The sequence below is a fragment of the Psychrobacter sp. FDAARGOS_221 genome (genome assembly GCF_002313155.2).
GTDB lineage: Bacteria > Pseudomonadota > Gammaproteobacteria > Pseudomonadales > Moraxellaceae > Psychrobacter.
Genome location: NZ_NWFK02000001.1, coordinates 2,907,837 through 2,929,046, shown reverse-complemented (window position 1 = coordinate 2,929,046; position 21,210 = coordinate 2,907,837). Strand labels below are relative to the sequence as shown.

The following is a 21,210-nucleotide window of genomic DNA, read 5'->3' as shown; positions in this document are numbered from 1 at the left end:
ATTTAGTAACTTATTAGTCTAGCAGCTTAAAAAAGTGCTGACGGTAATGTTTAAGCTCACGAATCGAGTCACGAATATCATCCATGGCCAAGTGAGTGCCTGACTTCTCTACTCCCTTCAAGATATCTGGGCGCCAGCGGTAGCACAGCTCTTTGATAGAAGACACATCTAAATTGCGATAATGGAAAAATTTCTCAAGCTGGGGCATTTGACGCGCTAAGAAACGGCGGTCTTGGCAGATTGAGTTACCACACATTGGCGACTTACCCTCATCAACCCATTTGCTTAAAAATTCAATGGTTTGACGCTCTGCTTCTTCTATTGTCACCGAACTTCTACGCACTCTATCAATCAGACCTGATTGACCATGCTGCTTGGTATTCCAATCATCCATAGCGTTGAGCTTTTGATCAGATACTTTAATAGCAAGCACAGGACCTTCGGCCAATACGTTTAAATCATCATCCGTTACAATGGTAGCAATCTCGATGATGTCATCATTCATGGTGTCTAGACCTGTCATTTCTAGGTCTATCCAAATCAGCCCTTTTTTGCCCTGATTTCTAATTCTAATTTTATTCGGATGGTCACTCATTTTTTTTCCTAAAAATACATTAAAAGTTAATGATTAACTCTCAACTTAACTATAAATCGCGCTGTTAAATATGATAAATATTGATAACATCACTATGGTATCAAATTTCGTGCCACTAAGACTTCAGTTTTGTTCACTTTCTTGTATATTCTTAATAAAATTGTTTAAGCATGATAAAAGCGATATGCTATAGACGCATTCCCCCTTATAATCTAAGACAATTCAATGAGTCATAACATACTCAGTTTAACCAGATTATTAACTCACTTATCAAACATTCAACTTAAATAATCAGGCTTATATTATTAATCTAAGCCCACTAAACCAATCCAACTAAATATTTGACACACATACCTGTATTGACTAAAAAAAGTACATTCAATACAACAAATACATTAAACAATAAAATAATAGGTAACGAAACTTTATGGCGCTGATACGACAACGTAAGCTCACCAAACAACAACTTAGACGTATTGATAAACAACAAGCTGAGCAGCAAGACTCGCTCGATGGCAGCTTGATAGATGGTGTGGTCATGGCTCACTACGGCAAGCAGCTTGAAGTTCAAGTTACCTCGATGCCAAGCATCATCCCTACTCCGCCAGAGGTTGCCGAAGGTGATCCAGAGCCATTTTGGCAACAGATTGAACTGGGCGATATTTGGCGCTGCCATGTACGCACCAATTTGCCAATGATTGCCACCGGTGACCATGTTCGCTGGATTGCAGACCCCAATACTGGTTTTGGTCGTATTGAATCTGTGCAGCCACGCACCTCTTTGATATCACGACCTGATCGTTATCATAAGCTAAAGCCTGTGGCGGCTAATGTCGATATTTTGGCCATTGTTTTTGCCCCATTGCCAGCGGCTGCACCCAGCTTAATTGATCGCTACTTAGTAGTCTGTCATCATGCCGATGTTGAGCCGTTATTGGTATTAAATAAAGCAGATTTATTGACCATTGAAGCCTATGCCTTTACTCAAAATCTGCTTACTGAATATCAAGCGCTTGGTTATGAGACGGTATTAACTGCAGCCCCATGTCCAGAAAACTTATTGCAAGCCGATTCAAAAGACTCTCAAGACGCTGCTAACACAGACTCTAAAAACAGTCCAGTTGACCCTGAGAACATCGACTCCGAGCGCTTAGAGGACATTAAACAAGTCACAGAGCTGGGCTTAGGTGACTTGCAGCAAAAGATTAAAAATAAACTGGTAATTTTTGCCGGTCAGTCTGGTGTTGGTAAAAGCACCCTAGTGAATGCCTTATTACCCAACTCTGATCAAAGCGTGAATGTCATCTCAACCAACTCCAAGTTAGGACAGCACACAACAACCACCAGTCGCCTACTGCCCTTCGTGCCTGAAGATTTAACTCAGGGCGGTATTGTCGATACTCCAGGTATCCGTGAATATGGTATTTGGCACTTAACACCTGAGGATATTATGGCAGGCTTTGTCGAATTAGCGCCGCTTGCTGGCCACTGTAAATTCCGTGACTGTAAACACACTCACAACAGTAAAGGCTGTGCTTTATGGGAGGCAGTTGCTGAAGGAAAAGTGATGCAAAGACGTGTCGAAAGCTTAGTCACCTTGCAAGCCGAGGCAGACACCCCCACATATTGATAACAGATGCCGCTAAATCTTGCTGAGCTAATGCAATCCTTGCTGTATCACGTTATAATATTTGCAACATAATTTTTTACTGGAGAAGTGTTTTGTCACTAGATCGTTGGCTTGAGTTTATGGGTAACCACCCTGTGTTATTTGGTACTTTATTGGTTCTGATTTTTTTGTTTTTTACACTAGAGAACAAACGCAGTGGCAAAAAAATTGCACCAAGTGCTTTAGGGATTATGGTTAACTCGCAAAACGCTCAAATTATTGATATCCGAGCCAAAAAGAAGTTTGAAACGGGATACATTCAAGGCAGCCGCAACATCCCATTTACACAGTTAAAAGACCATCTTGAAGAGATTCGTGCTATTGATGTACCAGTGGTTATCGTCTGTGATATGGGTATTCAAGCAGGCGCTGCGGTACAGTTAATTGGTAAGCCTAATGTCTTTCGCTTAGATGGCGGTATTGGCGGATGGCAAGCTGCAGGCATGCCCCTAGTTGGCGGCAAAAAAGGTAAAACTGTTACGGGTAAAGCTAAAGCTCGTTAAAAAAGTGCGTTAAATCAGTTACGCGAAGCCTGTAGGCTAACCTAATACCCCTTTTTAGCGGCATTTAAATTGAGCGCCATTAAGATTCATTTACTCACCCATGTACAACCATAAGGATAACTCATGACAGCTCCTGTTACTGTATATACCACACCAATTTGCCCATACTGCTTAAATGCAAAGCAATTGTTAAAGTCAAAAGATATTGATTATAAAGAAATTGGTATGCACGATATTAGCTCAGATGAGCGTATGGCATTGATGAAAAAGACCAATAACTATAGAACAGTGCCTCAGATTTTTATTGGCGACACCTTCGTTGGTGGTTTTGACGAACTAAACGCATTAAATCAAAGCGGTAAACTTGATGAGATGCTAAACGCCTAATTTGTATTATTTTTTTATTAATAATTCAATTTAATTTTTAACCCATCACAGCCAATTATTAAGGACAAACCTAATGGCAGAACAACAAGCACAACCACAATTAGCCCTAGAACGCATTTATGTAAAAGACATGTCACTTGAAGTACCAGGCGCATCGGTATTCACTAAAGAGTGGCAACCAGAGCTAGATATCAACCTAGCAACCAACGCTGAAAAGCTAGATGAAGATCACTATCAAGTCGTATTAACCGTTACTGTTAATGCTCAAAACGCTGATGCCCCAGCATTTATCGCTGAAGTTCATCAAGCCGGTATCTTCTTAATCAAAGATATTCCAGAAGATCAAATGGGTCAGATTCTAGGTGCATATTGCCCAAATATCTTATTCCCATATGCACGTGAAGTGATCAGCGACATCGTAACACGTGGTAGCTTCCCACAGCTATTATTAGCACCTGTAAACTTTGACCAAGCTTATGCTCAAAGCCAGCAACAAGCTGAAGGTGATGCTTAATTTTAAGCCAAACTGAGCTTAGACTTCGATTTGTTATTGATAAGGCGATCGAAGTCAGTTAAAAATCAGTTCAAAGCCAAAGTTTAGACCAAAAAAACCGCTCTCATGATTATGAAAGCGGTTTTTTTATGCAGTTTATACAGTCAGATTAATGGGTTATATTAACCTTTTAATGAGCTTAGGATGTTCTCTTTTACCACATCAATGTCTTTAGTACCGTCGAACTGATGATATTTCGCAGCATCAGCATCTTCTTTTTCTTTGGTTTGATAAAAACCAACCAGAGCTGAAGTCTGTGCATGATAGGTAGCTAGACGATCACGAATGGTCTCTTCTTTATCGTCTTCACGCTGAATTAGAGGCTCACCAGTCACATCATCAACACCTTCTTGCTTAGGTGGATTATATTTTAGGTGATATACACGGCCTGAACCTGGATGCTGACGACGGCCCGATAAGCGCGCAACAATCTCGTCATCAGGAACGCTGATTTCAACCACGTGGTCAATACGAACACCGGCTTCTACCAATGCTTCTGCTTGAGGAATAGTACGTGGGAAACCGTCAAAAATGCAGCCATTGGCACAATCTGGCTTGCTAATTCTTTCTTTAACCAAGTTGATGATCAAATCGTCTGATACCAGACCACCTGACTTCATAATACCTTCAGCTTGTTTGCCCAGCTCAGTACCTTCTTTGATGGCAGCACGTAGCATATCACCGGTAGAAATCTGTGGAATATCATACTCTTTAGAGATGAACTGTGCTTGGGTTCCTTTACCTGCTCCTGGCGGTCCTAGCAAAATAATACGCATCATAATTGTTATCCTCTTGTGTTGTATAGATGAGCAAATATCATCTTTAATTTAAGCGCCTATAACCCATAACCACTAGCCCTAATTACTAAATACACTACCAGGTGGTTACAACTGAAAGCACTGTCAGAGATTGATGGTTTTGGTTGTCTATATTCTCCATCCCATCGTATCCACTGTTATATAAAGCATAAATACCTTACATTGTGATGAAAAAAAGCTCAAGTTATTTTATTAATAAATATCGCTATAACCAAAACTTATTAGTCAGTTAAAGTTTACCCTAATTTCTCGAACTTAATATCGTTCTATTCTAGATATGATTAAGGCAGTTTTTGGTCGATATTCATATTGACCTCAACCTGTTGCTGCTCGCTATCTTGATAATCAAGTTTGCTATCGGCTGCGACCAAGTCACCAGAAGCAGGCATCGCTTTGCCTGTCTTACTAACTCGGGCTTTGATAACCAACTCTTGACCCGCACTCATCGCTTTTGACAGCGTATGGGTTGGCATCATCGCATCATTATCTGATAGCTGCACGCTTAACCCTTGCTTAGCGTTAACCAGATCTTTAGCTTGTAGACGCTTTACAGCCAATGGTGCGCCGCCTTGCTGCTGCTGGATACTGACAAATAGAGTATCACTGTCTGAGACAGCTTTGGCAATCTCACTGTCTATAGTTAATGTAACTGCTACCGCTTGAGCAGTAATTGACTGTGTGCTGTCTACTTGTGGATTAGCGTCATTAGCCGCTTGCTGACTGGCCGCTTGTTGCTGCTCAGTAATGCTACGACTTAACTCATCTAAGCTATTTAAAGCCGCTGAGTGATCGCCATCACGTTTTGAGATGCCCTCTTTAAGACGGGCAACCCAGGCATGCGCTTGCTCAAAATTACCCGCACGCGCCTCACCCATCGCCATTAACATTTGTGCGCCTTGATGATCTGGATTTTTTTGTAGCGCAGTCTGTAATGCACGGCGACCACTACTGTCTAGCATACCACCACTAGCAAAGAATCTTGTCTGTGCATAACCCACAGCCACTTCTTCATCTTCAGGTGCCAAACGATACGCTCGAGACTGAGCCTCTAAAGCCTGATCAACGGCTTCAAATGCTAAGTAAATATCGGCAAGACGCATCCAGCGCTTGGCATCATGTGCGTGATGATGAACGTTGGCTTGTATCGCAGCCATCAGGCCAGCGCTGTCTTCTGCTGCCCACTCAGGCGGTGCATCAATCTTGCCAGTTAATAAGTCATCAGCGACTTGACCAACATTATCTTGTGCTTGCCAAAACTGAACCACAGCACTGCGATCCGCAGATAAAAAATACCCTAAGACAATTAATAAAGGCACACACACCAGTATGGTCAAACGTGCTTTACCACTGCGAGTGACTTGCATCTCGCGTTTGGCTTTTAACAAGGCCGCGTTTGTCGAATCGCTATTTAACGATCCTTGGTCTACCACTACTCTGTTTTTATCTTCACTGGCTAACAGCAGCTGTCTTTCAAGTTCGGTCTTTTGAGTATTAAACTCAGACTCAGTCATACTGCCGTTACTATAATCAGCGGTAAGCTCAGCCAGTCGCTCTTTGAATACCTCAACATTAAGCGCGATTAGTTGATTATTTTGCGCAGATTTATCCACTCGCAACCATGGCAGCAATACAATCACTGCCAATAAAATTGCTAAAATAATTGCCAGCGCGACAAAAATCACTAACGTTGGCATGTGTTAACTCCTTACAAGTTGAGATACAAACCTATTGGGTGAGCGATACGCGATAAGGCGTTTAATTGCTCTTTTAGTTAGTCGCCAATAAGACAGTTGATGTGTGCTTTATTTGGTAGTCTTTTTTATCTTAAGTAAAAGCTACTTATCTTGATTAATAGCTACTTATCTTTGGTTTAGCTTACTTGTGCATGATTAGCGTTTACTTTTTTGTAGCGCTATTAACATCAGTATCATTAACACCATGTTCTTTTAATAACGCTTTTAATTTGGCCGCCTCTTCACTCGATAAGTTGGCACCAATCTCTGATACCTCAGGTTTAACCTGTGCTTCATTGACACCTTCAGATCCAGCACCAGCATTAAGACTGGCTTGGAACTGTCTGCGCTTAGTACGCCATAACCAAGCTGCGACAACCAATAATAAAAAGACAGGTGGAAAGTACCATAGAATCCAAGTCGATGGACGCACTGGTGGCTTATAGCTAATAAAGTCACCATAACGCTCGTACATATATTCACGAATTTGAGCATCTGTTTGACCAGCGACTACCATTTCATAAGTTTTACGCTTTAAATCTTGAGCAATTTGAGAGTCTGAGCCCGCTAAATTCTGGTTTTGACATTTTGGACACCGAAACTCTTCAATCAGCCCTTTATACTGTGCTTCTTGGCGCGGGTTTTCAAACTCATAGACTTCAATTGCCGCATGCGCTTGCAGGCTAATACCTGCCATCGCTAGCATTAACAAGATACTGGCAAAAATAGTGGTCAGACTGGTTTTGCTGACTTTGTTAGCAGCAATAGTGTTAGCGTAGATTGAGCTTATCATTTACAAACCTCAGCAATACGAGTAGCCGTATCATTACTATTTAAATCAACCTGTTGGCTGCCAAGTTCCGATAATAATGACATACAAGGCTCAATGCGTGCTTGCCAATTCTCTTCACTCACTTCACCAATAATGTGTTGGCGAATGTTACCTTCTGAATCAACAATAAATGACTCAGGGGCACCCGTTAAGCCTAAATCGATAGCAAAGCTGCCTGACTCATCACGGAAGCTAAATAAGAATGGATCACCACCATCGTTCAAATATTGATGCGCATTGTCTAATTCATCTTTATAGTTGACACCAACCATAGGTACGCCACGATTGTGTAGCTCCATCAAAAATGGATGCTCAACAATACAAGTTGGACACCAAGAGCCCCACACATTCATCAAGTAAGGCTGATTGGGCAAATCAGCATTGGTCATATTTTTTGATGTGTCTGATAGCAGCGGTAAATCAAAAGTAGGCACCGGTCTATTTAAAGCATTATCAATAACCACATCGGTCGGCTTACCCAGTCGCGTAAAGAACATCACGATAAGCCCTGCAAATACGATCAATGGGATCAAAAACCAGACTTTAAATTGTGACTTACTCATAATAGGGTCTGACATCTTATTTTCCTCAACAAACAATCTTATGCATCGATTTATTTAATGCTGCAGCTGATGGTCACCTACTGCTGCCAAAAGCTTTGATAGACTAAGATTTCTTAAGACGATAACGACGATCCAGCATACTAACCAAAGCACCTAACGCCATTAATATAGAACCTGTCCACAGCCAAGCAATCATAGGCTTAACATAAATACGCACTGCCCAATTACCATCAGGATCTGTGTCATCAATCGGCTCGCCAAGTGCGACATATAGGTCACGCATAAAGCTGGTGTTAATACCGGCTTCTGTCATTGGCATGCTGCTGACGACATAGTTACGCTTTTGGGGATATAAAGTAGTGACATACTTATCATCTTTGGTCACTCTGATTTCTGCTTGCGTGGCATCATAGTTTTTGCCGCGCACTTCATCAAATTCAACCAAGTTAAACACATAGCCACTGACTTCTGCAGAATCGCCTTCTTGCATCGCCACATCACGCTCAACGCTTAATGCACTGGTCACCCCAATACCGATAGCAAGCACTAAAATACCAAAGTGAGCAATGTGCATGCCCCAGTAATGCGCTTTTAAACGGCGTAGACCTTTAGATAAAGACGTGGCATTACGGGTTTTGTCTTTGATGTCATACACTATCCAGCCTAGCACCCACAGACACAGCAAACCAGTCACTACAATTTGTAAGTTTAAGCTTTGAGTGAATATATAGGTAGCGATAGCGGCTAATAATGCGCTACTAACAAAGATAGTGCTGACCACGCCTAATAATGGACGCTTGTCTTGCTTCCAGCGTAGGTTCGAACCCATGCCCAGTGCCAATAGCAACAACCAAGTTAATGGCACAAACAGCGCATTAAAGTATGGAGGACCTACCGAAACCTGACCTAGGTTAAATGAATCAGCGATAATAGGATATAGCGTCCCTAGTAGCACAACTAAGGTTGCAACTAAAATAATAATGTTGTTGATAACCAGTAAGGTCTCACGTGATTTCAGCCCGTAATGACTCTCTACTGTTAAGCGCCAACCACGTACAGCAAACATCAACAGACCGGCACCAATCACAATACCTAAAATAGCTAAAATGGCGAGTCCGCGTGTCGGATCGGCAGCAAATGAGTGCACCGAAGTAATCACACCAGAGCGAACTAAGAAGGTACCCAGTAAGCTTAACGCAAACGCAAAGATAGACAGCATGATGGTCCATGCTTTAAATACACCACGCTTTTCGGTGACTGCCAGTGAGTGAATCAAAGCAGTACACGCCAGCCAAGGCATCAACGACGCGTTCTCAACCGGGTCCCAGAACCACCAGCCGCCCCAGCCAAGCTCATAATAAGCCCACCAAGAACCCAAAGCGATACCTAACGTTAAAAAGCCCCAAGCTGCTAATGCCCATGGACGTGACCAACGTGTCCATACCGCATCCAATCGACCTGCCCATAAGGCTGCCATACAAAATGCAAAAGGCACAGACATGCCAACATAGCCCATATAAAGCATCGGCGGATGGAAGATAAGACCAGGGTCTTGAAGTAAAGGGTTGAGATCAGCGCCGTCAACAGGAATATTAGGTAGGGTGCGATCAAAAGGTGATGAGGTAAAGATCAGCATCGCCAGCATCATAAACTGCACTGCGGCTAGGATAACCAACACTCTAGCACGCATATTCAATGGCAGACCACGGCTAAACCAAGCCACCAATGCTGACCAGGCAGCTAAGATAGTCACCCATAATAATAGCGAGCCTTCATGACCGCCCCAAGTCGCAGACAGCTTATAGTACCAAGGCAATAATGAGTTGGAGTGCTGGGCTACGTAGACCAAGCTAAAGTCATTGTAATAAAAACCGGCCATTAAGGTCAGAAATGACACAAAGACGGCAACAAATTGCGCCCATGCCAAACTGGGTGCCAAACGCTGCAGATGCGGTTGCTCGCGTGTAATACCAAAGCTTGGTAGTACAACTTGCAATAAAGCCAATATCAATGATGCAACTAATGCAAAATATCCTAGCTCAGTGATTAACATATTTGCTCGCCCTAAAACTACGTCGCTGTTGCTTAATACGAATGCTTAAATTATGGTCTAATTTAGCATAATTCAGCGTTGATTAAGCGTATGAATACTTACTATGGGTTCAGTATGTGTTTTATTTCGCACTGATTAACATTTAAGCTTAATTTTAGCGAATGATAGCCTGTTAAGAATCGCTATCAAATCAATTAACTTATCTGTTATTTATCACTTATTCGGTTTTACTATTTTTTAACAGCCTTAATCCAACCAGTATAAATAGATTGCTTTAGCTATACATTAACGGCTAATAACAAAGCCAATTCAAATCTGAATCATAGCGACTTTTCTAATGCGCTACTCTTATAAACAACTTATTAACCCTGCTTGATGGACTGTTTAGATTAGCCTAGTGTCATTACGAACAAAGCCACTCATTTTAGTCGAGTGGCTTTATCGTTTAGCGCTATATTTATTACCATTATTGAATGTCATAGCGCTTTAAATTATCGCGGTCTATCAAGTTAAGTCGCATTATAGCACGCTCTATACTCGGCTTATACTCCTATATGCAGACGCATGGCTCAGGCAATCTAGCCGCTGACCGGGAAGAATACCAATATCAAATGCAGCCAACCTGCTAAGAAGCCTGTCAAACCACCTAGAATGATCAACGTGGTTTCATCTTCACGGAACGCAGGACGTAATAAGTTTTGAAACTCATGTGAGGTCAAGGCCTTGATTCGCTCACAGAATAAGCCATATATTTTACTGGCACGACTTTCATTCAGCTCAGGATCACGAATAGGCACCATTGTGGCGTCAATCGACTTATCAATAATGGTGTTTTTTAACTGACCAAATTCACGACGCCCTAAGCCGACTCGTAAAGTGGTGCTGACCACAGGCGACTCTAATAAGGTATATAAATGCTCTTTCATTAATACTCGGGTCTTAGCCGCTTTCTGACCATACATCATCTCATTCATGATGTTCTCAAGGGTCACCAGCTCTTCAACCACAATACCAGCAAACACCTCTGACACTTCAGGCTGACGTTTCATAAAGCCGCCTTGCCAGTTATAGGTATCGATACGAGGGATAACAGGCACGATAAAGGGGAACCCTTTGATGCGTTTAAATAAGCGTAAATATTTTACCGGACGCGGGTCTACTGGGTTAAACACCATCCAAATAGCAATCCAGTTGGTCAAAAAGCCCCAAATTGCCGCAAAGAACGGCACTGTCCAATGCTGAGGTACCAACAGATAAATAAACATCTGGATAATACCGAATATAAAACCAATCAAAGCACTGATATGCCAAATAAAGTTAATCTCTTTTTGGCCTACTTTTAGGAACATATTGACCATTAAGCGACGATCGTTTTCCATAGTGCGGACGATCATCTGGCGCATATCCACCAGCTCTTCAACATTGTGCGTCAAGTCAACCACCAAATCACGCATGATTTCTGGCAACTGCTCATGCGCATAGGCATAAATACGGCGCTTGACTGCATAAGGCAGGTTGGTCCACAGCGAAGCTGAGCGCTCATTCATAATTTCATCAATCAGCTGCTCTAAGTTTTCATCAACAGTTTGAGTGATGAAATCTGCCATCTCTTCAGGCTCCATTGCCTTAAAGAACTCATCTAGCGAACCCAACTTAGATAAGGTTTGATCGACAATAACACCTGAGATTTTGCCGGCTTTACGCGGTACAATCCCCTGCCAACCTAATCCTTGCCAGTCATAGGGTAGATTTGGAATTTTAATACCCCAAAATTTGATGGGGTAAAATAACATCTTTAACGCCATCCACACATGCGCCCATGTAACAAATGCTGTCACAAAGGGAATGGTCATCATCGCGAAGAATTCAGGATGCGCACTTAAGTATTGCCAGATTGAAGAGAGCATGTTGGGTATATCACTTATACTTAGACTGTTTATAACAATCTATTTCCATGTTTATTGTCATTTTAGAATGCTAAATTCTAACCTGATTTGTCGTCATAGTGTAGCATAATGCATATCTGACCAGATAAGGCGTTGATTTAGCATGACTAATCCTTTTAAGTTATTGATAATAGCCTGTTAACTATAAAGCCTGCAACCGATAATCTAAAAATTAATTTATGACTTAACAGACCATATTAGATAGTTGGTTATTATTAAATCAGTTATTAGTAAATCAACAGTCATTGTCTGATGTTATTTCTTAAACTTATCGTTTATTCACCCTATTGATTCAGGTAAGATACGCCCTCTTTGCTTAGCCATTTAGACCCTACTTAACTATCTTACTTACAACTTCATGCCCTTTTATAACCCATTTAACGACCAATTATAATTTGATACGCTTAGGGTTTGCTTTTTAATATCTCTACAGCCCTGATATGATATAATTTATGGTTATTTTTAGGGTCGCTTTGCAGATGATGAGCCAACGAAACAACTTTCTTTTACTAATGAAATATCCTTAATGAAACAACCTATCTCTACCGATACTCGCGAAGAAAACCGTGTGTTTACTAACCGCATCGTGTTTGCTGCCATATTTATACTATTGGGGTTGGCCGTACTCATGGCTCGCTATTGGTATTTGCAGGTTTATTCACATGAAAAATACATCACCCAAGCTGAGAATAACCGAGTTAAGCTAATCTCAGATCCGCCTTCGCGTGGCTATATTTATGATAGAAACGGTATTTTGCTGGCAGATAACAAGCCCGTATTTACTGCCATGCTAAGTCCGGATGAAGTCAGTGACCCACAACGCACGCTAGAGCTATTAGCGCCGATTTTTAATCTTACTGATGAAGAGATTACCGATATCTTGGCGCGGATTGATAAAAACAAAAACGATCCGGTAACCGTAAAAATTGACATCACAGATGAGCAAATGGCGCAGTTTAGTGAGCGCAAACCTTTCTTTAAAGGGGTTAGCATTCAAAGCAAGCTGACGCGCAGCTATCCTTATGATGAGCTGTTTGCGCATGTTATCGGTTATGTTGGCCGTATTAATGACAAAGAAACTAAAGAGATCGATAAAGAGCGCTATGCCGGTACCGACCTTATCGGCAAAATTGGTATCGAAAAATACTATGAAGACTTATTGCTCGGTCAGCCTGGACACCAAGCGGTTGAAACCAACGTACATGGTGATGTCCTACGCAAGCTTGAAAGCATACCGCCGGTACCTGGTAACGATATCTATCTCAGTTTGGATTATGGTCTACAAAAAGTAGCTCAAGACCAATTAAATGGTCGTCGCGGTGCGATTGTGGCCATTGACCCGCGTAATGGCGATGTGTTGGCCTTCGTCAGTAACCCAAGCTTTGACCCCAACCCTTTTATCTCAGGTATTTCATTTAAAGACTACGGCGCGCTGCGTGATGACCCAGATCAGCCATTATATAACCGTGCGCTACAGGGCATGTATCCCCCAGCTTCGACCATTAAGCCGTTCGAAGGCTTAGCGGGTATTCATTATGGGATTATGGGCTGGAACGATACCATTTATGATCCAGGTTACTTTACCTTACCGGGTGACAGTCACCGTTTCCGTGACTGGAAAAAAGGCGGTCATGGCACGGTTGACCTGACCAAGTCTATTGTGATGTCGGTAGATACCTACTATTACAAGCTGTCGCATAAATTGGGTATCCAGCGCCTGCATGATTGGATGGTCAAATTTGGCTTTGGTAAAGACACTGGTATTGACCTACCCAACGAAAAGTCTGGGATTATGCCTTCGCCAAAGTGGAAAAAAGACACCTATGATAAAGATTGGCTGCCCGGTGAGACCATCTCAGTGAGTATTGGTCAGGGTTATTTTTTGGCCACCCCACTACAAGTTGCTAATGCTACCGCAATGACTGCCAGCTCAGGCAAAATTATTACCCCGCACATGCTTAAGCGCTCTGAAGGTGCAGCAAAAGTAACACCGATTGATAGGCCAACCGGAGAGATTGAGTTTAATGGTACCCAACAAGATTGGGAAAAAATGCAAAGTGCCATGGAACAAACGGTCAAGCGTGGTACGGCTCGTCGTATTTACAACCCTCGCTACCGCATGGCAGGTAAGACCGGTACCGCTCAGGTTAAGTCAATTGCCCAAGGCAAAAGCTATAACAAGGCAGCCCTTGATGAACGCCACTGGGACCATGCTTGGTTTACTGGGTTTGCACCGGTTGATGATCCGCAAATTGCGATTGCTATCTTAGTAGAAAACGGTGGCGGTGGTAGTAGTACAGCGGCCCCTATTGGACGTGTGCTGTTTGATTATTGGGTATTACAGCGTCCAAACAACCCTATTTTACCGCCAACCCCAGAAGAGCTTGCTGAAATAAAAGCCAAAAAAGCTGAAGAAAAAGCACGACTCGATGCTGAACGCGAAGCTCAGGAAGCAGCAGAAGCTGCTGGCGAAAGCATTGAAGAAGATGCAGACAGCACTAACTAAGACAGCAGCAATATATAAGAAATATATAAGAATAGAAGCGAATAACTTATAGCATCTATTAATAAGATAATTGCGAGCCATAATTTATCATTTAATAAGCAGTCGTTTATAACTGAATAAAGAGTATCTGACTATGAGTGCCAAACGCAGCAGACACAAAGGCAAAGCCTCTCGTTCCAAGGCCGTTAAGGCGGTCAGTCAGGTACGTATCATTGGTGGTCAATTCAAGCGTCAATGGGTGCCTTTTATCGATGCCGACGGCCTAAGACCTAGTCCGGATAGATTAAGAGAGACGGTGTTCAACTGGTTACAATTTGAATTGGCCGATGCTCGTGTGTTGGACCTGTGTGCTGGTAGTGGCGTATTGGGTTTTGAAGCGCTGTCACGTGGCGCTACTCATGTTACCTTTATTGAATTACAATCAAAGCAAGCGGAGCTGATTAATGAAACCGCTCAAAAGTTAAAACTAGTAGACACACAATTTGAGCTGCATCTTGGCGACGCCCTAAGCGTCCTACCCCACTTATCTGCATCAGTTATTGACCAATCAAGTGCTCAGTTACAACAAGACCACATAACTAATGGTCAGCTAGCAGGCGAGTCATCGGTAACTGCAAATAACTATTATCATTTAGTATTTATTGACCCGCCTTATGATTTAGATTTATGGCTGCCAATACTGCAACAATTGATTGAAAATAAGCTTATCGACTCAGACAGCTTGATTTATATTGAAGACAGACGAGAACTATCTGAAACCTTAGACGGATTTACGCTTGCCTATGAAGTTTTAAAGTCTACTAAAGTCGGTCAAATCCATGCCAATCTGATTCAAATTAAATGCTAGTCTCACCAAAATGAGCAGCATTTTTAGGATGTTTTTGCAAAATACGCTCTAAAACGGTGAAAATCACAAAATAAAACGCCTGTATTTACATTCACTGGTTGCATTTTGTCTGTGTAATGCATACAATGTGCGTCTGTTTTTTGAGAGCCCCGTTTCCCCTAACACTCTCAACGACAGTGAAGCAGAAAGTCATAATTTCCGTGATCCCTGCTTCACTCGACAACTTAAGGTTTAATCATGAAAACACAAAGTGCAAAGCCCGCTGAGGTTACTCACGACTGGTATATCGTCGATGCTGAAGGTAAAACTTTAGGTCGTCTTGCCACCCAAATTGCTGCCCGTTTACGCGGTAAGCATAAGCCATCTTTTACTCCACACGTTGATACTGGCGATTATATCGTTGTTATTAATGCTGACAAAGTAAAAGTGACTGGTAAGAAAGCCCAAGACAAAAAATACTATCGTCACAGTGGCTATCCTGGCGGCATTAAAGAAACTAACTTTACTAAGCTGATCGCTCATAAGCCAGAAGAAGTTCTTTTAAAAGCCGTAAAAGGCATGTTACCTAAAGGCCCTCTTGGTTATGCTACCATCAAGAAGTTGAAGCTATATGCGGGTACTGAGCATCCACATGCCGCCCAGCAGCCTCAAGAACTAGACATTTAATCGCATAATCAGGAGTAAGTTATGGAACGCAATTACGGAACTGGTCGTCGTAAAACGTCAACTGCCCGCGTCTTTTTATCAAAAGGTACTGGCAACATCGTTGTAAACGGCAAGCCACTTGATGAATATTTTGGTCGTGAAACATCACGCATGGTTGTTCGTCAGCCACTAGAACTTCTAGACGCTGCTGAAACCTATGATATCTACGCTACTGTTAAAGGTGGTGGTATCAATGGTCAAGCTGGTGCGATTCGTCACGGTATCACTCGTGCGCTAATCGAATCAGACGAAACATTAAAGCCTGCACTTAAAGAAGCTGGTTTTGTTACACGTGACTCACGTCAAGTTGAACGTAAGAAATTGGGTCTACGCAAAGCGCGTAAACGTCCACAATTTTCTAAACGTTAATTTATGTAACGAGCTACATATTATTTGCATGTTTTATCTAAAAAAACCCTTGTTGACTCAAGGGTTTTTTTATTTTTACACAAGCGAATTTATTTTATTACTAAAATAGCTTAGAATAGACACAATTAGTAATATTAGGCAAAGCCAATGTAACCCAAATTATATTATTAATGACAAATAGCACAATGGAATTACATGTTATTGTCTTCTTATTGCATTGGGTTTTACATACCAGTATGAAACGCTGACGGTTCCTTATATACTAGGGGCCGTCGTTTCATGACTTTTATCTGGAGGAAGTTTTTAATGAGCCATGCCGAAGGCGTCAACGTAAAACGCCGTAGAGTTCTGATCGCTTCTACTGCTGCTATAGGCGCAGTAGGGGTTGCTTCGGTGGCAACACCTTTTGTTCGCTCTTGGTATCCAAGTGCCAAAGCTGAAGCTGCAGGTGCTGCTGTTGTTCAAGACATTAGTGCTATCGAAGATGGCCAAATGATTGTCGTCAAATACCGCGGTAAGCCGATATTTGTGGTCAAACGTACGGATGAGATGGTTGCTAACTTGGAGAAAGTTAAACCCATGTTAAGCGACCCTGAATCAGATGAATCGATACAACCTGACTATGCTAAAAACGCAACCCGTTCACTTGAGCCATCTATCTTGGTTGTTGAAGGGGTTTGTACGCATTTAGGATGTGCACCAAACTATCGTCCTGAAGTGGGTGCTGCTGACTTAGGTGGTTCAAATTGGTACGGCGGATTCTTCTGCCCTTGTCACGGTTCACTATATGACTTAGCTGGTCGTGTCTTTAAGGGTGTTCCTGCCCCTACCAACTTACCAGTACCAGAGCATAGTGTTGAAGGTCCTATCTTAACTGTTGGGGAGGCATAATCATGAGTTTTGGTAAAAAAATGATGAGTTGGGTTGATGCCCGCTTCCCTGCCACTGAGACGTATGAATATCATATGTCAAAGTACTATGCGCCAAAGAACTTTAACTTTTGGTATTTCTTTGGTGTGTTATCGATGATCGTATTGGTCAACCAGCTGGTAACTGGTATTTGGCTAACCATGATGTTTAACCCAAGTGCTGAAGGCGCTTTCGCTTCTGTTGAATACATCATGCGTGATGTTAAAGGCGGTTGGTTGATTCGTTATATGCACTCTACCGGTGCTTCTGCCTTCTTCGTGGTTGTCTACCTACACATGTTCCGCGGTATGCTCTATGGCTCATATAAGAAGCCTCGTGAGCTTATTTGGATCATCGGTATGGGTATCTACCTATGTCTAATGGCTGAAGGCTTCTTCGGTTACCTATTACCTTGGGGTAACATGTCATTCTGGGGTGCTCAGGTTATTCTTAACTTACCTGCTGCTATTCCTGTTATCGGTGACGGCCTTGCTGAATGGGTTCGTGGTGACTATCTAATTTCTGGTATCACGCTAAACCGTTTCTTCGCTCTACACGTTGTTGCTATTCCTTTGGTATTAGTGGGCTTAGTATTCATTCACTTAGTCGCTCTTCACCATGTTGGTTCTAACAACCCTGATGGCGTTGACATCAAAAAACTTAAAGATAAAAATGGCGTACCTTTAGATGGCGTTCCATTCCATCCTTATTACACTGTGCATGACATGGTTGGTATCGTTGTCTTCTTTATCATCTTCTTTGCCGTGGTATTCTTCTTCCCAGAAGGCGGTGGTTTCTTCTTAGAAAAACCAAACTTTGAAGTTGCTAACTCATTGAAGACGCCTGAGCATATTGCCCCTGTTTGGTACTACACACCGTTCTACGCTATCCTACGTGCAGTTCCTGATAAGCTAGGTGGTGTTATCGCTATGGGCGGCGCTATTGCCATGTTATTCTTACTACCTTGGTTAGACCGTTCACCTGTGAAGTCTATCCGTTACAAAGGTATTTTGTCTAAGATTGCGCTGGCTATTTTTGTAGTAAGCTTCGTATTCCTAGGTTATTTAGGTGTCGCACCTTCTACTCCAATTAACACCATCTTAGGCCGTATATTTACTATCTTATACTTCTTATATTTCTTATTGATGCCTATTTACACATCAATCGAGACATGTAAGCAACCACCTGAACGTGTTACTGGAGGTCACTAATGAGTGCTTTAACTAAATCATTGACCGGATTCGGATTTGGTGTTGCTTTAACACTTGCGGCCACCACCTCTGCCCAAGCGGCAGGGAGTGCAGGTTGTGGTACCTTTACTAACGCTGAGGGTGTTCAAGAGCATTTAGCGTGTAGTACGGCACCTATTGATTTCTCAAACAAAGGTTCATTACAACGTGGTGCGACCATGTTTATGAACTATTGTGCGGGTTGTCATACTGCAAAATATGTTCGTCACTCACGTATCGCTCAGGATTTAGAGATTCCACCTGAGTTGGTTGAGAAGTATTTGCTAGTGACTTCAGATCAAATCGGTGATCATATCGATGCTGGTATTGATCCAGAAGTACAAGCAGGTTGGTTTGGTGCTGCGCCTCCAGACTTATCACTAGAAACTCGTTTACGTAGTGATGACTGGGTCTACACATACCTATTAAGCTTCTATGAAGATCCAAGCCGTCCTTGGGGTGCAAACAACTTAGTACTACAAAATGCGGCTATGCCTCATGTACTATTAAACTTGCAAAACGAGTTGGGTGAAGAAGAATACCGTAGCCGTGTTGGTGACCTAGTCAACTTTATGGCTTGGATGGCTGAACCGGTTCGTGAAGATCGTCAGCGTTACGGTTTCTTTGTTATCCTATTCTTATTGGTATTATTAATCCCAGTTTATCTATTGAACAAAGAATTCTGGAAAGACGTTAAGTAATTAACTTTTTCTCGAAGCTAAAATTATTTATAAATAGATAATTGGTTTCAACACATAATCTAATAGCGTAAATTTAAAAAAGGCGATAGTTCATCTATCGCCTTTTTTGTGCTTTTTATTTTAGGTGTTTATAGTTTTAGTTTTTAGAGCTTATAATTATTTAACTATTTAATTGATAAACCCATTAATAATATGTCTGCTGTTTACTTTGCTAAGTTGAAATAAGTGTGCACTTCCCTTGTGGTGAGCGGAATCAAAGTCAGCAGTTAATAATTAAGCTATTGATTAACGTCGGTAGTTTGGTTACGATGCTAGTCTATTTATTGCGTCTTGTCCTATATGATTGATCCTAAAGATATACCTGAAAGCCAGCTTGTACTGTATGCCGACGATGGCTACGATAGCCACGTTGTCAGGTTATTATTGGCTGAAAAACAGATTAACTATTATTTATCGCTCTTAGACAGTGAGCGACCAGAAGACTTGCGTCAATTAAATCCTTATAATACGCTGCCTGTTTTGGTACATCGTGATTTTAGTTTGTACGAGCTCAATGTTATCTTTGAGTATTTAGAAGACAGGTATCATGGGCACAAACTGCTTCCCGAATCGCCGAAGCAAAAGGCTCTACAAAGACAGTTAGCGTGGCGTATTCAAAACGATTGGCTCAAACTAGGACGTATTTTATTAACCCATAAAGACAGTATTAACCCCAACCAAGCAACTATTGCCCGACAAAAGCTTTCTGATGCCTTGGTGACCCTATCACCAGTGTTTGGTCAAACCACCTACTTTATGGCCGATGAATTTGGATGGTGCGATGTGTTGCTCGGTGCCATGCTATATCGACTCGATGAGATGCATATTGAATTACCTAAACATTTATGCCGCCCTCTTATCGACTATCAAAAGCGCTTATTTGAACGTGATAGCTTTATACAGACCATTGAATAATCTGTATTAATCTTAAACAACATCAATCTAAATTAGTCCGCCAACTGTTTTAATATTTAATACTTGCAATATCTTATCTTAATTATAAGGATCGTTTTTAAACGATCTTTTTATTTTAACCGGCATATTTTCAAGCTTAGTTTTTCGCTTTTAATTAGCTTACTTAGCCTATAAAAGCTTATTAGCCTGTAAACAGTTATTATATTGCCCTTATAACTATAACTTAACAATGATGGAGGTTCGCATGGAAGATTTACAATTAACCCCTACTCGCCCTTATATGATTCGCGCCTTTTATGAATGGCTAGAAGACAATTCACTAACCCCCTATTTGTTGGTAGATGCCACTCAGGATAACCTGGTCATTCCTACAGAACATGTTCAAAATGGGCAAATCGTACTAAATATTGCCAGCCGCGCCACAGGCAATATGTCTATTGATAACAGCTATATCAACTTCAATGCACGTTTTGGTGGGGTTTCTAAAGAGTTATGGATTCCGATGCAAGCAGTCATTGCTATCTTTGCAAAAGAGAATCAATCGATTGCCATGCCATTTGATCCAAGTGAGTATGATCACTTTAATCCAGAAGAGTCTGAGCAGCCTTCGACCACTAAAGCTGAAGATAGCAGCAAAACTAAGAAAACTAAACGTGAAAACAAACCTGGCTTGAGGGTTTTAAAATAAATGCTGAGCTATCTTGCGAGTACTGAAAACCTAATCTATCTATTTGATATGGTTGGGGTGATTGCTTGTTCTATTGCAGGCACCTTACTGGCACAGCACAAAGGCTTTGATGTGACTGGCTGTATCCTCGTATCAATGGTGAATGCCATTGGCGGCGGTACAATCCGAGATATTGTGATTGACCGACATCCGTTATTTTGGATGTTGGATTTGAACTACTTATTAGTTATCACCATCACTTCATTGATTTTACAGATATTTTTTCATCTCTATCATAAAATCGATACCGCACTAAAACTGTTCGATGCCATTGGATTGGCAGCGTTTAGTGTGATTGGCTTAGAAGTGGCACTCAATCATGATGCGGCGCCGGTTGTGGCAGTATTAATGGCGGTGTGTACTGCTATTGTTGGAGGCATGGTGCGTGACATTATTTGTAATGAGATCCCTTTAGTATTGCAAAAAGAGATCTACATTACTGCCAGCCTCATTGGCTCTTGTGTGTACTTGGTGCTCAGATCCTATGGTGTCGAAACCGGCGTTAATGACTTAATTACCCTAGGCGTTATCTTTGCAGTGCGTATTTTGGCGCTACGTTTTGATTGGCACTTACCATCTATTCGCTTGGTCAAATAATTCGCTTAGTCAAA

General features: G+C 41.8%; 21 protein-coding genes. 14 read left to right on the top strand and 7 right to left on the bottom strand.

Annotated elements, in window-relative coordinates:
- Positions 1 to 13: 13 nt before the first annotated feature.
- Positions 14 to 595, bottom strand: a complete 582-nt coding sequence (gene orn, locus A6J60_RS12355; RefSeq protein ID WP_096066240.1) for an oligoribonuclease — start codon at positions 593 to 595, stop codon at positions 14 to 16.
- Positions 596 to 1,022: 427 nt separating this feature from the next.
- On the opposite strand from orn, the gene rsgA reads away from it, so the two are divergent.
- The 4 genes from rsgA (at position 1,023) to secB (ending at position 3,668) form a co-directional block, all read left to right on the top strand.
- A complete protein-coding gene (gene rsgA, locus A6J60_RS12350) occupies positions 1,023 to 2,225 on the top strand; it encodes a ribosome small subunit-dependent GTPase A (RefSeq protein WP_096066239.1) in 1,203 nt (400 codons plus the stop codon).
- Positions 2,226 to 2,344: 119 nt separating this feature from the next.
- Positions 2,345 to 2,767, top strand: a complete 423-nt coding sequence (locus A6J60_RS12345) for a rhodanese-like domain-containing protein (protein ID WP_096066581.1) — start codon at positions 2,345 to 2,347, stop codon at positions 2,765 to 2,767.
- A 123-nt stretch (positions 2,768 to 2,890) separates the two neighbouring features.
- Complete coding sequence (gene grxC / locus A6J60_RS12340) at positions 2,891 to 3,154, top strand: glutaredoxin 3 (protein WP_096066238.1); 264 nt, start codon at positions 2,891 to 2,893, stop codon at positions 3,152 to 3,154.
- Positions 3,155 to 3,227: 73 nt separating this feature from the next.
- The gene (gene secB / locus A6J60_RS12335; RefSeq protein WP_096066237.1) at positions 3,228 to 3,668 is read left to right on the top strand and encodes a protein-export chaperone SecB; all 441 of its coding nucleotides are present in this window, start codon (positions 3,228 to 3,230) and stop codon (positions 3,666 to 3,668) included.
- A 161-nt stretch (positions 3,669 to 3,829) separates the two neighbouring features.
- Here secB and adk read toward each other — a convergent pair whose 3' ends face one another.
- The 6 genes from adk to A6J60_RS12305 form a co-directional block, all read right to left on the bottom strand.
- Positions 3,830 to 4,483 carry an adenylate kinase gene (gene adk / locus A6J60_RS12330; protein ID WP_193778111.1) on the bottom strand — a complete coding sequence of 218 codons (654 nt, stop codon included), beginning with the start codon at positions 4,481 to 4,483 and terminating at the stop codon, positions 3,830 to 3,832.
- Positions 4,484 to 4,806: 323 nt separating this feature from the next.
- Positions 4,807 to 6,219 (bottom strand): c-type cytochrome biogenesis protein CcmI, encoded by a 1,413-nt coding sequence (ccmI, locus tag A6J60_RS12325; RefSeq protein ID WP_096066235.1) that lies wholly within the window; start codon positions 6,217 to 6,219, stop codon positions 4,807 to 4,809.
- Positions 6,220 to 6,421: 202 nt separating this feature from the next.
- Positions 6,422 to 6,964, bottom strand: coding sequence for a cytochrome c-type biogenesis protein (locus A6J60_RS12320; RefSeq protein WP_227526202.1), 543 nt, complete (start codon positions 6,962 to 6,964; stop codon positions 6,422 to 6,424).
- An 83-nt stretch (positions 6,965 to 7,047) separates the two neighbouring features.
- A complete protein-coding gene (locus A6J60_RS12315; protein WP_096066233.1) occupies positions 7,048 to 7,668 on the bottom strand; it encodes a DsbE family thiol:disulfide interchange protein in 621 nt (206 codons plus the stop codon).
- Between the two features lie 88 nt (positions 7,669 to 7,756).
- Positions 7,757 to 9,706, bottom strand: coding sequence for a heme lyase CcmF/NrfE family subunit (locus A6J60_RS12310; RefSeq protein WP_096066232.1), 1,950 nt, complete (start codon positions 9,704 to 9,706; stop codon positions 7,757 to 7,759).
- A 578-nt stretch (positions 9,707 to 10,284) separates the two neighbouring features.
- The gene (locus A6J60_RS12305; protein ID WP_096066231.1) at positions 10,285 to 11,613 is read right to left on the bottom strand and encodes a DUF445 domain-containing protein; all 1,329 of its coding nucleotides are present in this window, start codon (positions 11,611 to 11,613) and stop codon (positions 10,285 to 10,287) included.
- Between the two features lie 565 nt (positions 11,614 to 12,178).
- On the opposite strand from A6J60_RS12305, the gene mrdA reads away from it, so the two are divergent.
- From mrdA to A6J60_RS12255, 10 genes are all read left to right on the top strand, one after another.
- Positions 12,179 to 14,158, top strand: a complete 1,980-nt coding sequence (gene mrdA, locus A6J60_RS12300) for a penicillin-binding protein 2 (RefSeq protein WP_096066230.1) — start codon at positions 12,179 to 12,181, stop codon at positions 14,156 to 14,158.
- 133 nt (positions 14,159 to 14,291) lie between these two features.
- Positions 14,292 to 15,005: a 16S rRNA (guanine(966)-N(2))-methyltransferase RsmD gene (gene rsmD / locus A6J60_RS12295; protein WP_096066229.1), complete on the top strand. Its 714-nt coding sequence runs from the start codon at positions 14,292 to 14,294 to the stop codon at positions 15,003 to 15,005.
- Between the two features lie 237 nt (positions 15,006 to 15,242).
- Positions 15,243 to 15,671: a 50S ribosomal protein L13 gene (rplM, locus tag A6J60_RS12290; protein ID WP_096066228.1), complete on the top strand. Its 429-nt coding sequence runs from the start codon at positions 15,243 to 15,245 to the stop codon at positions 15,669 to 15,671.
- A 21-nt stretch (positions 15,672 to 15,692) separates the two neighbouring features.
- Positions 15,693 to 16,079 (top strand): 30S ribosomal protein S9, encoded by a 387-nt coding sequence (gene rpsI, locus A6J60_RS12285; RefSeq protein WP_019672792.1) that lies wholly within the window; start codon positions 15,693 to 15,695, stop codon positions 16,077 to 16,079.
- 306 nt (positions 16,080 to 16,385) lie between these two features.
- Entirely contained in the window at positions 16,386 to 16,970 is a 585-nt protein-coding gene (gene petA, locus A6J60_RS12280) for a ubiquinol-cytochrome c reductase iron-sulfur subunit (protein ID WP_096066227.1), read from the top strand.
- 23 nt (positions 16,971 to 16,993) lie between these two features.
- Complete coding sequence (locus A6J60_RS12275; RefSeq protein WP_193778110.1) at positions 16,994 to 18,199, top strand: cytochrome b; 1,206 nt, start codon at positions 16,994 to 16,996, stop codon at positions 18,197 to 18,199.
- Entirely contained in the window at positions 18,199 to 18,918 is a 720-nt protein-coding gene (locus tag A6J60_RS12270) for a cytochrome c1 (RefSeq protein WP_096066225.1), read from the top strand. Before A6J60_RS12275 ends, A6J60_RS12270 begins: the two co-directional genes overlap by 1 nt.
- A gap of 339 nt (positions 18,919 to 19,257) precedes the next feature.
- Positions 19,258 to 19,872 carry a glutathione S-transferase N-terminal domain-containing protein gene (locus A6J60_RS12265; RefSeq protein ID WP_096066224.1) on the top strand — a complete coding sequence of 205 codons (615 nt, stop codon included), beginning with the start codon at positions 19,258 to 19,260 and terminating at the stop codon, positions 19,870 to 19,872.
- A gap of 244 nt (positions 19,873 to 20,116) precedes the next feature.
- Entirely contained in the window at positions 20,117 to 20,560 is a 444-nt protein-coding gene (locus A6J60_RS12260) for a ClpXP protease specificity-enhancing factor (protein WP_096066223.1), read from the top strand.
- Positions 20,561 to 21,196, top strand: a complete 636-nt coding sequence (locus tag A6J60_RS12255) for a trimeric intracellular cation channel family protein (protein ID WP_096066222.1) — start codon at positions 20,561 to 20,563, stop codon at positions 21,194 to 21,196.
- The last annotated feature ends 14 nt before the right edge of the window (positions 21,197 to 21,210 follow it).

Excerpts from the sequence above, each read along its gene's own strand:
- A6J60_RS12320 (WP_227526202.1), bottom strand. The coding sequence starts at position 6,964 with ATGCTAGCGATGGCAGGTATTAGCCTGCAAGCGCATGCGGCAATTGAA.
- A6J60_RS12345 (WP_096066581.1), top strand. The coding sequence starts at position 2,345 with ATGGGTAACCACCCTGTGTTATTTGGTACTTTATTGGTTCTGATTTTT.
- A6J60_RS12260 (WP_096066223.1), top strand. The coding sequence starts at position 20,117 with ATGGAAGATTTACAATTAACCCCTACTCGCCCTTATATGATTCGCGCC.
- ccmI (WP_096066235.1), bottom strand. The coding sequence starts at position 6,219 with ATGCCAACGTTAGTGATTTTTGTCGCGCTGGCAATTATTTTAGCAATT.
- A6J60_RS12315 (WP_096066233.1), bottom strand. The coding sequence starts at position 7,668 with ATGTCAGACCCTATTATGAGTAAGTCACAATTTAAAGTCTGGTTTTTG.
- secB (WP_096066237.1), top strand. The coding sequence starts at position 3,228 with ATGGCAGAACAACAAGCACAACCACAATTAGCCCTAGAACGCATTTAT.
- orn (WP_096066240.1), bottom strand. The coding sequence starts at position 595 with ATGAGTGACCATCCGAATAAAATTAGAATTAGAAATCAGGGCAAAAAA.
- grxC (WP_096066238.1), top strand. The coding sequence starts at position 2,891 with ATGACAGCTCCTGTTACTGTATATACCACACCAATTTGCCCATACTGC.
- petA (WP_096066227.1), top strand. The coding sequence starts at position 16,386 with ATGAGCCATGCCGAAGGCGTCAACGTAAAACGCCGTAGAGTTCTGATC.
- A6J60_RS12310 (WP_096066232.1), bottom strand. The coding sequence starts at position 9,706 with ATGTTAATCACTGAGCTAGGATATTTTGCATTAGTTGCATCATTGATA.
- rsmD (WP_096066229.1), top strand. The coding sequence starts at position 14,292 with ATGAGTGCCAAACGCAGCAGACACAAAGGCAAAGCCTCTCGTTCCAAG.
- mrdA (WP_096066230.1), top strand. The coding sequence starts at position 12,179 with ATGAAACAACCTATCTCTACCGATACTCGCGAAGAAAACCGTGTGTTT.
- A6J60_RS12255 (WP_096066222.1), top strand. The coding sequence starts at position 20,561 with ATGCTGAGCTATCTTGCGAGTACTGAAAACCTAATCTATCTATTTGAT.
- rsgA (WP_096066239.1), top strand. The coding sequence starts at position 1,023 with ATGGCGCTGATACGACAACGTAAGCTCACCAAACAACAACTTAGACGT.
- rplM (WP_096066228.1), top strand. The coding sequence starts at position 15,243 with ATGAAAACACAAAGTGCAAAGCCCGCTGAGGTTACTCACGACTGGTAT.
- adk (WP_193778111.1), bottom strand. The coding sequence starts at position 4,483 with ATGCGTATTATTTTGCTAGGACCGCCAGGAGCAGGTAAAGGAACCCAA.
- rpsI (WP_019672792.1), top strand. The coding sequence starts at position 15,693 with ATGGAACGCAATTACGGAACTGGTCGTCGTAAAACGTCAACTGCCCGC.
- A6J60_RS12275 (WP_193778110.1), top strand. The coding sequence starts at position 16,994 with ATGAGTTGGGTTGATGCCCGCTTCCCTGCCACTGAGACGTATGAATAT.
- A6J60_RS12305 (WP_096066231.1), bottom strand. The coding sequence starts at position 11,613 with ATGCTCTCTTCAATCTGGCAATACTTAAGTGCGCATCCTGAATTCTTC.
- A6J60_RS12265 (WP_096066224.1), top strand. The coding sequence starts at position 19,258 with ATGATTGATCCTAAAGATATACCTGAAAGCCAGCTTGTACTGTATGCC.
- A6J60_RS12270 (WP_096066225.1), top strand. The coding sequence starts at position 18,199 with ATGAGTGCTTTAACTAAATCATTGACCGGATTCGGATTTGGTGTTGCT.